Annotated in this window: 12 protein-coding genes; 2 read left to right on the top strand and 10 right to left on the bottom strand. The window is 58.7% G+C overall.

The window, feature by feature from the left end; genetic code table 11:
• Position 1: 1 nt before the first annotated feature.
• A complete protein-coding gene (gene ffh / locus CRD20_RS09865; RefSeq protein WP_048735500.1) occupies positions 2-1,615 on the bottom strand; it encodes a signal recognition particle protein in 1,614 nt (537 codons plus the stop codon).
• 605 nt (positions 1,616-2,220) lie between these two features.
• Between ffh and CRD20_RS09860 the strand changes: the two genes are divergently transcribed.
• Together CRD20_RS09860 and CRD20_RS09855 are read left to right on the top strand one after the other, a co-directional pair.
• Positions 2,221-3,129 carry a hypothetical protein gene (locus CRD20_RS09860; RefSeq protein WP_187405328.1) on the top strand — a complete coding sequence of 303 codons (909 nt, stop codon included), beginning with the start codon at positions 2,221-2,223 and terminating at the stop codon, positions 3,127-3,129.
• A 479-nt stretch (positions 3,130-3,608) separates the two neighbouring features.
• The gene (locus tag CRD20_RS09855) at positions 3,609-4,358 is read left to right on the top strand and encodes a hypothetical protein (RefSeq protein ID WP_048735495.1); all 750 of its coding nucleotides are present in this window, start codon (positions 3,609-3,611) and stop codon (positions 4,356-4,358) included.
• Between the two features lie 167 nt (positions 4,359-4,525).
• On the opposite strand, the gene ftsY is transcribed toward CRD20_RS09855, so the two are convergent.
• From ftsY to CRD20_RS09810, 9 genes are all read right to left on the bottom strand, one after another.
• Positions 4,526-6,067, bottom strand: coding sequence for a signal recognition particle-docking protein FtsY (gene ftsY, locus CRD20_RS09850; RefSeq protein ID WP_070643977.1), 1,542 nt, complete (start codon positions 6,065-6,067; stop codon positions 4,526-4,528).
• A 47-nt stretch (positions 6,068-6,114) separates the two neighbouring features.
• On the bottom strand, positions 6,115-9,609 hold the full coding sequence (gene smc, locus CRD20_RS09845) for a chromosome segregation protein SMC (protein WP_070643974.1): 3,495 nt from the start codon (positions 9,607-9,609) through the stop codon (positions 6,115-6,117).
• Positions 9,610-9,697: 88 nt separating this feature from the next.
• The gene (locus tag CRD20_RS09840) at positions 9,698-11,014 is read right to left on the bottom strand and encodes an ammonium transporter (protein ID WP_187405327.1); all 1,317 of its coding nucleotides are present in this window, start codon (positions 11,012-11,014) and stop codon (positions 9,698-9,700) included.
• A 257-nt stretch (positions 11,015-11,271) separates the two neighbouring features.
• Positions 11,272-11,553, bottom strand: coding sequence for an acylphosphatase (locus CRD20_RS09835; RefSeq protein ID WP_069358780.1), 282 nt, complete (start codon positions 11,551-11,553; stop codon positions 11,272-11,274).
• Positions 11,543-13,003 (bottom strand): sodium:alanine symporter family protein, encoded by a 1,461-nt coding sequence (locus tag CRD20_RS09830; RefSeq protein WP_070827420.1) that lies wholly within the window; start codon positions 13,001-13,003, stop codon positions 11,543-11,545. Before CRD20_RS09830 ends, CRD20_RS09835 begins: the two co-directional genes overlap by 11 nt.
• A gap of 18 nt (positions 13,004-13,021) precedes the next feature.
• Positions 13,022-13,885 (bottom strand): bifunctional DNA-formamidopyrimidine glycosylase/DNA-(apurinic or apyrimidinic site) lyase, encoded by an 864-nt coding sequence (gene mutM, locus CRD20_RS09825; protein WP_187405326.1) that lies wholly within the window; start codon positions 13,883-13,885, stop codon positions 13,022-13,024.
• Positions 13,885-14,613: a ribonuclease III gene (rnc, locus tag CRD20_RS09820; protein WP_038628630.1), complete on the bottom strand. Its 729-nt coding sequence runs from the start codon at positions 14,611-14,613 to the stop codon at positions 13,885-13,887. Before rnc ends, mutM begins: the two co-directional genes overlap by 1 nt.
• A gap of 42 nt (positions 14,614-14,655) precedes the next feature.
• Positions 14,656-15,216 (bottom strand): DUF177 domain-containing protein, encoded by a 561-nt coding sequence (locus CRD20_RS09815; RefSeq protein WP_070595147.1) that lies wholly within the window; start codon positions 15,214-15,216, stop codon positions 14,656-14,658.
• A 29-nt stretch (positions 15,217-15,245) separates the two neighbouring features.
• Complete coding sequence (locus tag CRD20_RS09810; protein ID WP_049171555.1) at positions 15,246-16,007, bottom strand: DivIVA domain-containing protein; 762 nt, start codon at positions 16,005-16,007, stop codon at positions 15,246-15,248.
• Positions 16,008-16,011: the final 4 nt, after the last annotated feature.

Below are 16,011 nucleotides of genomic sequence, written 5' to 3'. Positions count from 1 at the left end.
GCTACTTCTTGCCCTGTCCGAAGTCGAGATTGTTGAGGTCAAAGTCCTCCATACCTTCTGGCAGCTGATTACCCATCTGCTTCTGCAGCTTCTGCAGTTCAGCCATGCTAGGCATACCCGGCATGCCCTGCATACCTGGCATTCCAGGCATACCGGGCATTCCACCACCGCGCATTGCCTTCGGTGGCGTTGGACCACGGTTAGCGCCCTTGCGCTTATTCTTGCCCTTGCCCTTTCGACCACGCTTCGCCTTGCGGTTCGATGGGCGACCACCGCCCATACCAAATCGGCCGGCCATCTGCGCCATCATCTTCCGCGCCTCATTGAAACGCTCGATGAGCTGGTTAACCTCTGAAACGGACACACCGGAACCGTTGGCGATACGACGACGTCGTGAAGCATTCAGAATCTTCGGATTCTCGCGCTCTTCCGGAGTCATACCGCGGATAATCGCCTCGATGCGGTCAAGCTGCTTTTCGTCGACCATTTCCGCGGCCTTGGACATTTCCGCGCCGCCGGGGAGCATCTTGAGGATGTTGCCGATTGGGCCCATCTTGCGGACCATCATCATCTGCTCGAGGAAGTCCTCGAGAGTCAGCTCGCCGGAACCAATCTTCTGGGCGGACTTGGCAGCCTGCTCATGATCGATTTCCTTGGAAGCGACCTCAACCAACGTCTTCAGGTCACCCATGCCCAGGATGCGGCTGGCCATACGGTCTGGGTGGAAGACGTCAAAGTCCTCCAACTTCTCGCCCGTGGAGGCGAACAGAATCGGCTTACCGGTGACCTCACGGATAGACAGTGCAGCGCCACCGCGCGCGTCGCCATCGAGCTTGGTCAGTACAACGCCGGTGAAGTCAACGCCGTCTCGGAAGGCCTTGGCGGTCTCTACCGCATCCTGACCAATCATGGAGTCGATGACAAACAGAACTTCATGCGGGTTGATGGCATCGCGAATGTCGCGAGCCTGCTTCATCAGAACCTCATCGATACCCAGGCGACCTGCGGTATCGATAATCACCACATCGTGGCGATGCTGGCGAGCATAAGCGAGGCCACGGAACGCGGCGTCAACTGGGTTGTCCTCGCTGGTGCCCATTTCATGGGTGGAATCGAGGCTGGTGCCCGGGAACGGTGCGAAGCACGGCACGCCTGCACGCTCAGCGACAATTTCCAGCTGCTGCACCGCACCTGGACGCTGCAGGTCACAGGCGACGAGGACCGGGGTGTGCCCCTGATCCGTGAGGTACCTGGCCAATTTACCGGCCAAGGTGGTCTTACCAGCGCCCTGCAGACCGGCCAGCATGATAACTGTTGGTGGCTGCTTCGACATATTCAGCCGTCGAGTCTCGCCACCGAGGATGTTAATCAGTTCCTCATTGACGACCTCAATAATCTGGTTTGCCGGGTTGACAGTCTGGCTGCCAATAATTTCGTTAGCGCGTTCCTTGATGCGCTTGATGAAGGTACGGACAACCTCGAGGGAGACATCGGCTTCCAGAAGAGCCAGCCGAATCTCGCGGGCGGTGGCGTTAATATCCGCCTCAGTCAGGCGGCCCTTCCCGCCCAGCCCCCGCAGGGCACCCGTCAAACGATCGGAAAGAGACTCAAACAAGTTTCCAGCTCCCCTTTTGCCTTGTTTTTTCTTAACTGTTCTACCGTACCCGCTGGATACTCCATTTGGCACATATCTACAGCTTCGCCTATCGACAACGATTGCAGCCCACCCACCCTAAATGCCCCGATTCGGGTGTAACCAATAGGAAGTAAAAAATAGCAATAGGACGAAGCTCTTTTATTCTCAAGGACGTTAGATTACTGTTCGTTATTTTAACGTGACAATTAAACGAGCCTCCAGATATGAATGCCCTACTGCATAAAGAACGTTTATCCAACCCAGTTACCACCAGCTAGGTAACAGAAAGATAACGCCAGTGGCTAGCTTTTGCTAAGGCCACCCTTAGTAAGAACCTCCCCCGGAATGGTGTAAGCCAAATAGCAAACCGGCGGCATTGCAGCAGGTCAAAGCACGCCACTGCGCACCTGATGTTATTCCTATAACTACCTCCAATACCATTCATATATCAACCAGTTTATGGTTAATCATGAACCTAGTTAACCGCAGTTGGCCTGGTTTTATTTTCCGCCGTGCACGATGAGGGATGAACGGCGAAATCATATTCATTGGTCTCTGACCGTTTGACTCCTTGAGAGGTTTTCATGAAGAAGTTCACCACGGCTATCGCCGCCGCTGCCTTCTCCGCCAGCATGATTGCAAGCGCAGGCACCGCTACTGCACAGATTCCGGACTCAATGCCGACCGAGTGCCCCGCCGGCCAGCACTTTGAGAACGTCGGAGGCACCTTCCAGTGCGTCGCAGACCAGCCTGAGCAGGATTCCACTGACGGAATTCCGGCCCCAATGCCGGACAAGTGCCCAGACGGCCAGCACTTTGAGAACGTCGGCGGAACCTTCCAGTGCGTCGCGGACCAGGAAGCTCCTAAGCCCGAAACACCGGGCGACAATGAGTCCCAGCCGGGCGACCTGGGAAACCCAGGCATTTCTGATAAGCAGTGCCCGGAGGGCGAGCACTTCGACATGAGCAAGCCAGTCCCAGGCAACCCGAACGTCTTCGGTGTCTGCGTCAAGGACGAGGCGAAGCCGGACACTGACAAACCAGGCACGGACAAGCCGGACGCTGACAAGCCAGGCAAGGACGACGAGAAGCCGGGTAAGCCGGGTAAGGACGGCAAGGACGGTAAGCCAGGTAAGGACGGCAAGGACGGTAAGCCAGGCAAGGACGGCAAGGATGTCAAGGTAAACGTTGGCATCAAGATCTCTGCTGAGTGCAAGAACGAAAACAAGTGCACGAAGGAAGAGAAGAAGGCCAAGGAAAAGGCTGAGAAGAAGGCTTCCGAGTCCAAGAAGACGACCTCTTCCGAGAATGTAAAGAAGGTTTCGGACTCCAAGAAGTCTGAACACAATACCTCGGAGTCCAAGAAGGCTTCTTCGACTCAGAGCACTGGCCTGGCAGCCACTGGCGTTGACGCCACCACCCTGGGTGGAGCCGCTCTGGTTCTCCTGGTCGGCGGTGTCGCCGCTACCCGCATCGCCCGCAAGAACCGCTAAGAAGCTTAGGGTTCTACCCCGCTAACGAAACATAAAATGCTCCTGATGCCAATTCAGCATCGGGAGCATTTTTGTGCGTCACACCTCCGAAAAGTCATAACGTCTAGAGCTCGAAGCATAAAACCCACAGGTACCGATTTTTTACCAAACCTCTACGCTCCCACCCGCCTCTCGCCACCCCGACACGATCAGATGCCAAGCTTCGCTAGCGAAGACAGAAAAGCCTCCCCGCCGAGTGAACAGTGACGAGTTCTAAAGATGCTCCAACCACAACGGGTGTACACACTCAGCGTTGTAAATATAAGTTCCCGCTTTCCCTTACTGGGACTTGGACGAGTCAACAATTTCGATTTACCCCCTCCCCAAGCTCACGTCACCAAAGACTGTAATTAGTTATTAGCATCAAAAGCGTGAACAGTGTTCCCCCACTTAAGCCCGTTGATTACAGGGCTTTCCTATAGACATTGTGAGGTTTCCAAATGAAGAAGCTCTCTTCGACCATGGTGGCCGCTGCCGCTTCAGCCGGCATGCTCATCGGCGTTGGCGCTGCCACCGCACAGATTCCTGACCCCGCCCCGTCGGAATGCCCCGCCGGTCAACATTTTGAAAATGTTGGCGGTACTTTCCAGTGTGTAGATGACGCTGCAAACCCGGATCCAGGAGGTTCATCTAACGATGGCATCCCACCGGGCGTTGAGGACACCCAGACCTGTCCCGACGGTTCCCCGCGTGACATGAGCAAGATTGACCCGGCAACCGGGGCTTACGGTGCTTGTGGCACTTCAGATGATTCCGGCCCAACTCCGGAGCCTGATGAAGATGCCCCAGAAAATGACGGAATTCCGCCGGGAGTCGATGACACCGCAACGTGCCCCGACGGTTCCCCGCGTGATATGAGCAAGATCGACCCGGCAACCGGAGTCTACGGCTACTGTCCGACCTCCGATGACGAAACTCCGGGCGACGATGAGAACCCAGGCGATGACGCTCCGGGCGACGATGAAAACCCAGGTGACGAACAGCCCGGGGAGGACGAGAATCCTGGGGAGGAAAATCCAGGCGACAAGCCCGACACCCCTAAGAATGACGGTAAGCAAACCGGGACCAAGAACACTGGGCTAGCAGTCACTGGTGTTCAGGCGACTGCCCTCGGCGGTGCCGCTCTTGCACTCTTGGTCGGTGGCGTGGCAGCTACCCGCCTCGCACGCAAGAATTCTAAGGATTCCTAGCACAACTCTCCGCTAGATTCCTAGCACCTCAACATTAAAGGCCCCGGAGCCCCGCGTATCCTCTACAGAAATCTACGCGGTGGCTCCGAGGCCTTTATTTTTGCCGGGGGCAACGGGCGACGCTGTACTCACCAATCGATGGAAAATTCACTCATCGATGTTAGTTACTATTTGCGGCCGCCGAGCAGTGCGTCTACGAAGCTCTCCGGCTCAAACGGCGCCAGGTGGTCAGCACCTTCACCAAGGCCAACCAACTTCACCGGCACACCGAGCTCGTTTTGCACCTGGAATACAATGCCGCCCTTCGCGGTACCGTCCAGCTTGGTCAGGGCAACGCCGGTGATGTCTACTACATCCCGGAACGTACGAGCTTGCAGTAGACCATTTTGGCCAACCGTCGCGTCCAAAACCAGGATGACTTCGTCAACCTGAGCCTTCTTCTCCACCACGCGCTTAATCTTGTCCAGTTGGTCCATCAGACCGACCTTGGTGTGCAGGCGGCCGGCGGTGTCGATGAGCACCACATCAGCGCCGGACTCGATACCGTGAGCAACTGCCTCAAATGCAATAGAAGCAGGATCGGCGCCTTCAGCGCCGCGAACGGTCTCCGCGCCAACGCGTCGCCCCCAGGTCTCCAGCTGGTCGGCTGCAGCAGCACGGAAGGTATCCGCTGCGCCGAGAACAACACGGTGGCCACCGGCGACCAGTACACGAGCCAGCTTGCCCGTCGTCGTGGTCTTACCTGTGCCGTTGACACCGACTACCAGAATCACTGCGGGCTTGCCCTCGTGCGGAAGTGCGCGGATGGAGCGGTCCATCTCAGGCTTGCACTCCTCAATCAACACCTCACGCAGCAGGGCGCGCACTTGCTCTTCCGTGCTCACCTTCTGGCTGGCAATACGCTCGCGCAGCTTATCGACGACACGCTGCGTCGCAGCCGCACCGAGGTCAGCCATAACCAGGATGTCTTCAACCTCTTCCCACGCGTCCTCATCAAGGTCACCCGCGCCCAAGATGCCGAGCACAGACTGGCCAATTGCATTCTGCGACCGTGACAGACGACCGCGCAGGCGGCCCAGACGTCCCTCAGCCGGGTCGATGGAGTCAATCTGCTGTTCTGCTTCTGGCTCTGGCGTCGGCTCCGGCGCAGCTTCCGGCTCCGGTTCGGGAGTCGGCTCCGGCTCCAGCTCCGGTTCAGGAGCAGGAACTACCTCTACCTCAGGCTCTGCTTCGGGCTCTGGTTGTGGTTCCGGCTCGAGCTCTGATTCCTCTTCCCCGGCCGTTGGCAAATCGATTGGGATTTCCCGCATTACGCGGTCATAATCCCCCTCCATTTCGGTGGGGTTATCCGGAATAACCAGTCGACCTTCTGGTTTCAGCAGTGAACCGTCCGGCTGATCGGCAGGTATATCAGCCTGCTTTTCCTCTGGCTCCGGGGCCTGCTTTTCAATCGGCTTTTCCGCCGGTTTCGGCATCGGTTTTTCAACCGGCTGCTTCTCGCGGGTATCAGTCCCACCACCGGCCGGAGCGAAGTTAAAACCACTAGTGGCCTGGTAATTTCCAGACTTCTCCTGCTGGGTGAGTTCCTTAGTATCTTCCTTCGCAAAGGAAATGCGCTGGTTCTTCCTGCGGACATAGCCCACAACAAAGAGCAGCGCGATAATAACGACAATCGCGACGACAAGGAGTATCCACTGAGTTGGAGTCATAACTCTCATTATGCAGTATCAACGACTCTTCCTCACTTACTCCGCGCTTACTCCGCTCCTGTCGACGGAGTTGCGGATGCCGGTGACATTCGCTGCGAGATTACTCGAGTCACACCATCGCCCCGCATGGTCACGCCGTAGAGCACATTCGCAACGTCCATTGTTGGCTTCTGGTGCGTAATGACAATCAGCTGACTGGTCGCGCGGAGTTCCTCGAGCAGCGCAATAAGGCGACGCAGGTTAACGTCGTCAAGCGCGGCTTCCACCTCGTCGAGTACGTAAAAGGGACTCGGGCGCGCACGGAAAATAGCGACGAGCATTGCCAGCGCCGTCAGCGACTTCTCGCCGCCGGAGAGCAACGACAGCCGCTTAACCTTTTTGCCCGGCGGGCGGGCTTCAACCTCGATACCTGTCGTGAGCAGGTTGTCCGGCTCGGTGAGAACCAGTCGTCCGTCGCCGCCCGGGAAAAGCGTTTGAAAGACCGCGGGGAATTCTGCCTCGACATCGTTCCACGCGTCTGTGAAGAGCTGCAGGATCGTGGCATCGACTTCCTCGACAACATCGGTGAGGTCCTGGCGGGCCTTGAGGACATCATCGAGCTGCGTGGATAGGAAAGAGTAGCGCTCCTCCATCGCCTTATACTCCTCCAGCGCCAACGGGTTGACGCGGCCGAGCACACGCAGATCCTTCTCCGCCTGTTTGAGCTGCTTCGTCACGGCTGCGCGGTCGAAGTTCTCATCAGGAGCAAAGTCCGCGAGCAGGTCATCGACAGACAGCCCCAACTGGTCGACGATGCGCTCTGCAGCCTCGGTCACGCGGACCTGCGCCTGCGCACGGGCGATGTCGCCCTGGTGCGCGGAATCCGTTAGCTGTGCCAGCTCACGTTGCGCCGTATTCGCCTCCGTCCGGGCCGCTGATAGTGCCTGCGACACCGTCTTCTTCTGCGCCTCGGCATCGTCGCGATCGGCCTCTGCCCTCGCCAACGACACGTTGACCTTCGCGTGCAAGTCCTCAGCCAGCTCCGCGACAACTTCTGCCAATTCGCGCTGGGCAACTTTCGCCATCTGCGCCTGCTCATGGCGAGCCTTCGCTACGCGCTCCGATGCAGCCTGGCGACGGAGCCGCTCGGCCTTGCCTCGTACACTCGACAGTCGCTCCTCTGCCGTACGCAGCGACAGACGCGCCTCTGTTTCCATGGCGCGCACAGCCGTCAGCGCCTCCGAGGCACGGTCACGTTCGCTTGTCGACGGTTCCCCCTCCTCGGGGTCACGGTCAACGCGAGCTAAGCGGTCTGCGACCTCCGCCAACTCCTTCTGGAGCTTAGTTACTCGGTCCGCGGCTTCGGCTCCGCGCTGCTCAGCGCGTTCGGCATCATGCACCACGCCGGACAGCTGCGCTGTGGCCCGAGTTCGGGCATCCGTGAGGACCTTCATACGACTCTGATGCTCACGCAACGCAGCACGGGCGGCCGCCGCGTCCGTGCGGCGGTCCTCTTCTTCGGCCTGTGCACCGGAGAGCACACCACCGAGGTCACTCAACCGCGCCTGTGCTTCCGCCAGTTCCTCGCGAGCCTTGGCAATATCCGCAGCGATTTCCACACCTGAGGCAGTGCCGCCAGCACCGCCAGCTACCCAACCCGAACCACGCAACACACCATCGCGGTCAACAACGCGCAGTCGAGTATCCTGGGTCACCAGCTCACGGGCGACGTGTTCGTCCTCGCAGGCCACGACGTCAACGAGCAGAGAGGTCAACGAACCTGAAAGCTCCGCGGGCACTGTCACATGATCGAGCAGCCAGGATGCCTGTGCGGGCAGAGTGATGTCCAAGCGCCAAGAGTCGGATGCATCCGCAGAATTGATAACAACGGCACTGCCCTTGCCCGTGGCCACCAGCTCGTCGATAAGCGAATCTCCACTGCCCTCGCTGACCAGTGCTTCGGCGGCCGCGCCGAGGGCGGCAGTGAGCGCTTTTTCCCAGCCAGCGTCGACATCGATGACTTCAGAGAGAACGCCGAGCTCGTGCTTTTCACGTAGCCACGCGGTGCCGTCGTTGGCAGCGGCGGTGCGGGCGGTCTCCAGAGCTTCGATGCGGGCGGAAAGACCTGAGACGCTGCGCTCGAGGTCGCGCTCGTCAGCGCGGAGTTCTTTCAACCGTGTAGAGGCCAGCTCTGCTTCCCGGTTGGCCTGTTCATAAGCACTCTGCAGCTCGGGACCTTCGAATTCTGCCTCGGCTAGCTCCTGCGCGGCGTTTTCCACAGCTTCGGTGGCATCGGCACGGCGTTCGTCGGCCTCATTGGTTTGCTCGGCAAGGCGTGCAGCTTCGGCCTCGGCGGCTTCCAAGCGGGTGCGCAGAGATTCTTCTGCGGAAATGAGACGAACCACGCCTTCGCGACGGTCGGCGATTGCGCGAACGGCCGCGAGGTGCTCCGCTTCGGCTTCGCGGAAAGTCTCCTCGGCATCGAAGAGCGTTTCGCGGATTTCCTCCAGTTTTTCGCGGGCCTCTGCCTCAGCCTCAGCGAGCGTGGCTTCTTCGGTGGCGGCGTCGTCGGCACGCTGCTCCAGGAAGTCCGGGTCTGGGCCTACCCACGGAGCGACGGAGTGGTCGGCCGCGCGATCGGCGGCGATGCGGGCCGTCGCTTGAATACGCTCACCGAGTGCGGAGAGACGGAACCAAAGGTCACGGGCAGCATCGGCAGCTGGAGTGATGTCCTCCAGTTCGGCTTCGAGTTCTGCAGTGCGCTCAGCGGCAATCTCGGCTCGCTCCGTGGCGGCCTCCACCTTTTCCTCAATGAGCTTGGCTTGACCAGCAATGTCATTGAGGCTGTCCTGCAAATCCACGAAGTCCGCGGCAGCCAAACGCAACTTGGCGTCGCGCAGGTCTGCCTGCACAGTCTGGGCGCGAGAGGCGGCCTCAGCCTGACGCTTCAGCGGTTTGAGCTGACGGGAAAGCTCACCTGTCAGATCCTGCAGACGGTCGAGGTTAGCCTGCATCGACTGGAGTTTGCGCTGCGCTTTCTCCTTGCGGCGGCGGTGTTTGAGCACGCCTGCAGCTTCTTCGATAAACGCACGACGCTCCTCTGGCCGTGACTCCAGAATCTGCGAAAGCCGGCCCTGGCCTACGATGATGTGCATCTCGCGGCCAATGCCGGTGTCGCTGAGGAGTTCTTGCACGTCCATTAGACGGACGCGAGAACCGTTGATTTCGTACTCACTTGCGCCGTCGCGGTACATGCGACGCGTGACAGAGACTTCCTTATATTGAATGGGAAGTGCCCCATCGGAATTGTCGATGGTAAGAGTTACCTCTGCGCGCCCCAAGGGCTTTCGCCCGGAAGTTCCCGCGAAGATGACATCTTCCATTTTGCCGCCACGGAGGGTCTTGGCGGAGTGCTCGCCCATAACCCACGCGAGGGCATCGACGACATTCGACTTACCAGATCCATTCGGGCCGACAACTGCGCAGATGCCGGGCTCGAATTTCATCGTCGTCGCCGAAGCGAAGGATTTAAAGCCCTTCAGAGTCAGCGATTTCAAATACATGGGGCAATATCTTACCCGTAGTTACGGTTTGGAGCTGAATTACCCCAAGCACGCCCCCTGTTACACAAGATCGTTTACACAGCCTTGTTTACACAGCCGCCTGCTTGGCTGACGTGTAGGCCGACTCACCATGCTGAGCGACGTCGATACCAGAATGTTCCTGCTCGCCGTGGATACGCCAACCGACGGTTGCCTTCAGGACTCGGGCAATGATGTACGTCAGCACGCCCGAGAACACAGCTGCGACGACAGCAATAATGACCTGGATGGCAAACAACTTCAGGCCGTCGATGCCACCGCCGGTAAGCAGTCCTCGGTCGTTGGCCAGCAGACCGACACCAATCGTTCCCCACATAGCTGCAACCAGGTGCAGACCAACCACATCCAGGGTGTCATCGAAGTTGAACCTGTACTTTAAGCCAATGCCCCAGCAAGCCAGCGCACCGCCGATATAGCCCAGAATGATTGACGTCACTGGGTTCATATCTCCTGCGGCCGGAGTAATAGTCACAAGCCCTGCGATGACACCCGAAGCGGCGCCCAGCGAGGTGGGATGTCCATCACGAATACGCTCGAGTGAAATCCAGCCGAGCATCCCCACGCACGCTGCCACCGTCGTATTCAGCCATGCCAGACCAGCGACACCGTCGGCAGCAAATGCCGAACCGCCGTTGAAGCCAAACCAGCCGAACCACAGCAGTGCAGCACCCAGCATGACGAGTGGCAGGTTGTGCGGGCGATGCTGGCTGCCATCGATAGACTTGCGCTTGCCGACGATAATCGCCAGCACCAAAGCGGCAGTACCAGCAGCAATGTGCACAACCGTACCGCCAGCAAAGTCAATCGGAGCGATCAATGCTTCACCGTCAGCGGTACCGAACAGCTTCGCCGACAGCCCCTCTGCCGAGTGGCTCAGCAGGCCGCCGCCCCAAACCATGAAGGCCATTGGGAAGTACACCAACGTCGTCCAGAAACCGACGAAGATTAACCAGGTGGAGAACTTCACGCGTTCGGCCAGCGCTCCAGAGATCAGTGCCACGGAGATAGAGCAGAACGTGAGCTGGAATCCAATATCAATGATGTTCGGGTAACCATTTGCACCCGCGATGTAGTTGCCGTCGCCATCCGTAATCGAGTTGCGCAGACCGAAGAACTCGAACGGGTTGGCAAACACACCGCCAATCGACTGCGATCCGTAGGACATCGACCAGCCCCACAACACGTAAATGGCACCGACAACGCCGACCGCACCAAAGCTCATCATCATCATGTTGAGCACCGACTTTTGTCGCGACATGCCGCCGTAGAACAGCGCGAGCGCCGGTGTCATGAGCAAGACCAACGAAGCCGAGATTAGCATCCACGCTGAGTTTCCCGACTGTGCAATTACTTCTTCAGGCGCCATTTGTGCCTCCCCTGTCTGTCAGTAGGTAGTTATTAACTTAAATCACTTTTCCTCCGTATTTGCGTATTCTTTTTCTCACTTGCGTAGTTGTTCAGCGCTCTAAGACCTCTTCAGCGTCCCAATCGACTACCTCAAGACACGAAAAAATCCCCCGCTAACTGCGTAAAAACAATGACGCAGAGCGAGGGATAGAATGTTTTCGAATTTTTCGGTTTCCTACACCGACATGGGGGGGGAGGAAGGCAGTTGGCACACGCTTAACGACGGTCAAACGTGCTCAATGCACCCTTCGGTTCCTGCCATAACGGCACCACTGCCGTCACATCGCCCGGAGTATTCGGCCCCTCAAGCCAAGCGAGCAAACTCTCACAGTCTGCCCGTGGCCCTTCAGCAACAACTAACACCCGACCATCCGGATAGTTCTGGGCATAACCAACCAACCCCAACTCCAGAGCCGTCGCGCGGGTGTACCAGCGAAAACCGACACCTTGAACACGACCGTGTACCCACGCGGTGAGGCGGACGTCGTTAAGCGACATCGGACTCACGCACTGTCATCGGGTCGGAACCGTCCCAGCACTCGATCTTGTCGTGGCCGCGGAGGTTTGGCAGATCATCGCGGTGGAATACCGGATTGAGCCCCTTGGACTTCTGCTCGGAGTAGTTCTTCAGCAGGGCGACAGCGACGCCACCCAGCGGGAGAATGGCAATGATGTTAATGGTGGCCATGAGGGCGGAGAAAGTATCTGCAAGCGACCAGACGAGCGGCACGGAACCGACAGCTCCGCCAATAACGCACAGGATGACCAGGACGCGCACGGTATTCAGGACAGCCTTGCTCTTAGACAGGAACGGGATATTTGCTTCGGCGTAGTAGTAGTTGCCCACCAGCGAGGAGAACGCAAGGAAGAAAATGATAACCGTAACCGCGTGGATAGCCCACGTACCCACCTGCGCTGACAGCGCGGTCTGAGTCAGCGCGGTGCCCTCTACATCGCCGCCGAAAGTCGGGTCGGACAGCAGGATGATAACCGCGGTGATGGTACAGACGACCCAGGTATCGAAGTAGACGCCCATGGTCTGAATGAGGCCCTGCTTGACCGGGTGCGACACCGATGCCGTCGCCGCCGCATTCGGAGTGGAACCCATACCGGCTTCATTGGAGAACAGACCGCGGCGAATACCCTGCATCATGGCAGTACCGACGGCAGCACCAGCAATCTCACGGATACCGAAGGCGTGCTCAAAAATCAGCTTGATCATGCCCGGCACCTCGGTGATGTTGAGAGCCAAGACAATCAGGCCGAGGATAATGTAGGCCACGGCCATAATCGGCACGACAATCTGCGTCACCGCCGAAATACGCTGCACACCACCGAAGATGATGACACCAGCCAAGATTGCCAGCACGATACCGACACAGAACTTAAAGATCGGTGTCTCCTGCCCGGTCGACTGAGCCACAGCCGCCGTAATCGAGTTGGACTGCACCGCGTTGAACACGAAACCGTAGGTCACCGTGATAGCGATGACGAACAGCGAGGCCATCCAGCGCCAGTTCTCCCCTAGCCCCTTGGTGATGTAGTAGGCCGGGCCGCCTCGGTAAGAGTCCTTATCCCGCACCTTGTACAGCTGTGCCAGCGTAGACTCCACGAAGCTGGTTGCGCCACCAATCGCGGCGAGCAGCCACATCCAAAACACCGCGCCAGGGCCACCGGTGGTGATCGCCACCGCCACACCTGCGACGTTTCCGGTACCCACGCGTGAGGCTGCCGAAATTGTAAAGGCCTTAAAGGCCGAGATGCCCTTGACGCCCTCAGAAATATCAGAGGGCTTTTCAGTGATGGCCCTGAACATCTCCGGGATGTACCGAATCTGCACCATGATGGTCCGCCAACAGAAGTACAAACCTGTACCAATCAGCAGAACAATCATGAGCAGCCAGTACTTGTCATTCCAAGCATTTACCCAGTCGGTTGCTTGCTCCATGAAACTCATAAGGAAATTCTAGCGCTGACAGGTGGGACACAGATAACTCGATCTATTCCCAAATGGCAGACGGACAATTGCGCGCCCACACCTCGGGCACGGCTCCCCCGCTTGTCCATAGGCGTTCAAGCTCCGCTCAAAATAGCCGCTTTCGCCGTTGACATGCACATATAACGCATCGAAGCTGGTGCCGCCGGCCGCTAGCGCCCGCTCGAGTACCGATTGCCCCTCGCGCAAAAGTTTCGCTAAACGACGGACCGAAAGGTCACACGCCGGCACGCGACCATCGACCTTCGCCGCCCACAGCATTTCGTCGGCATAGATGTTGCCGATACCCGACACAATGTTCTGGTTGAGCAATACGGCCTTGATCGGTGAACGCGACTTCATCATGCGGCGTGCAAGGGCAACCACATCGACGGTGGGCTCCAATAGATCGGGCGCGATCTTGGCTGCGGGTTCCGGAACTAAGCATCCATGGGATTCGACCAGTTCACAGGCCCAGACCCAACCAAAGGTGCGCTGATCGTTGAAGTTGATTAGGTGCCGAGCGCCGTCCGGAAGGGCGATGTCGAAAGCGGCTCGGGTGTGACGGCCAAGCAGCGTATCGGGAGTGTACGGAGCTTCCACGCGCAATTGGCCGCTCATGCCCAGGTGGATGGCAACCGCGGAGTCGTCGTCAAGCGTGAGCCACATGAACTTACCGCGGCGATCCGTAGCGACAACCGTGCGCCCGCGCGTACGACCGATAAACTCCGCGGCGCCACCGGGTTGGCGCCGCACGGCACGAGCGTTGTAGACGAAGGAATCGTCGATGCGGCCACCGACGACGTAAGTGTCGAGACCGCGGCGTACGGACTCGACTTCAGGAAGCTCGGGCATTAGGCCAGTGCGGTATGCGCCTGATGCGCGGCGTGCATTTCGGCTTCCTTCTTCGTGGCGCCGGTACCGCTGCCCTTAACCACGCCGTCAACCAGCACGTCGACGTAGAAAGTTAGGTCATGGTCGGGGCCGGTGGTGCGCACGGTGTACTCAGCAGCCGGTAGTTGCTTGGCCGCCAGGCGTTCCTGCAGCAGCGTCTTCCAGTCTCGGCCGCGGGACTCAGTCGGGGCATCGTCAATCATCTGGTTGAACAGGCGAAGCACGGTCTCGCGGGCAACCTCGAAGCCATGCTGCAGGTAAATAGCACCCAGCAGCGCCTCGGTGGTGTCAGCGAGAATCGAGTGCTTATCCGCGCCACCGGTGGCCTTCTCACCGCGGCCGAGGAGAATGTGCTCTCCCAACCCGATACTGCGGGCCAGGTCAGCCAGCGCGTACATGTTCACGACACCTGCGCGCATCTTGGAAATATCCTGCTCAGCGCGGTCCGGGAAGCGACGGTAGAGTTCTTCAGCAACGCACATGCCCAGCACGGCGTCGCCCAGGAACTCTAGACGCTCGTTATTGGTCAGCATGCCATTTTCATTCGCGAAACTGCGGTGGGTCAAAGCGAGCTTCAGGGACTCCTCTGGTAGCTCAACACCGAGTTTTTCCAGCAGCGGGGCGTGATCGACGGCCTCGAAGGCCGCCTTCCTAGCCGCCTCACCGGTTAGCCGACGCTTGCGGCTCATCCGTTATATCTCCTTTAAATTCTTCGTCTAAGTCGTCGTCGATTACTTATCGTCGCCGAGCGAGCCAAACTTTTCCGCCAGGCCAGCCCAACGCGGATCAATACGCTCCTCTTCACCCGAGATGCCGTCTGGTTCGGGCACTTCCGAGTCCGACTCAGCACAGCTGGAATCGAAATCCAGACAGGTCGGATTGAAGGGCAGGTTCAAGCCCGCCTCATCGATGACGGCTTGAGTGATATCCACCGTATTGTCGACGATCTGGCCAACTTCGTCTTCGAGGTCTTCTTCCTCGGCATCGTCGCCTGTGATGAAGTCCTCGTTGTTGGAAAACACAGCCGAAATGTGGAAGCTGAGCTCCGGATTCAGCGGGGCTAGGCAGCGCACGCACTCGCCGGTGGCCTTGGCAGTCACAGTCGCGTCAACCATGACACCGCTGCCGAGGTTCGTGACAATGCCGTCAACGACAACCTCCTCGCCAGCGGCGATGCCAATCATCTCGACACCAACGCGGACAGGGCTATCGCCTACCTTGCGGAACTGCTCGGGCATGCCGCCCTGCAGACATGTCGAAACGTCCAGAACAAATGGGGATGAGTCAGTCATGATAGACCTCAGTCTACCCCGAAGATGCGCTAACGCTCGTACCGGCGGCGTTCCTGCCCCTCGGAGAAGGAAGACGGCGCGCTCTGTGCCCCTGCACCACCGCCGACGGCACCGGCCCCCGAACGCAGTACCGAGCGATTGCGACCGACATTACGCAGGGTCTCCTGGAGAGTCTGTTCAAACTCGGCGAGCTTGGAATCGACGTAGCGGTCACACTCTTCACGGAGGCGAGAGGAATCCGCGTGTGCGTCGGAAAGCAGACGATTCGCCTCGTCATTGGCTTCGCGGACGACCGTCGACTCAGCGACCAGGCGAGCCTGCTCCTCGCGGCCTTCCGCAACGGAACGCTCGTAGGATTCGTTACCAGCGTGAATCAGGCGATCGGACTCGGCAGACGCACGATCCACAATGCTGTCGTACTCGTGCTGAGCATCCTCGCGGAGACGACGGGCGTCGTCCTCAGCGGCCGCGACGGTGCCAGCTGCGTGGGCATTGGCATCCTCGACGGTGTGGTTAGCGCGGGCCTCGGCCTCGTCGACAATGCGATGGGCTTCTTCATCCGCAGTCGAAATGGTGTTGTTCGCCCGGGCTTCAGCATCGTTGATAATCTCATCCCGCTGGTCCAAGACGTCCTGCGCGTCATCGAGCTCAGCCGGGAAAGCATCCCTTAGCTCATCGAGCAACTCGAGAACACGCTGACGTGGAACCATACAATTGGCCGACAGTGGCACGCCGTGTGCCTCTTCTAGGATCTGGACCAGTTCATCAAGAGATTCGAAGACACGAAACATGACT

The sequence above is a fragment of the Corynebacterium sp. LK33 genome (genome assembly GCF_014334955.1).
Lineage (GTDB): Bacteria > Actinomycetota > Actinomycetes > Mycobacteriales > Mycobacteriaceae > Corynebacterium > Corynebacterium jeikeium_D.
This window is presented reverse-complemented; position numbering and strand designations above follow the sequence as displayed.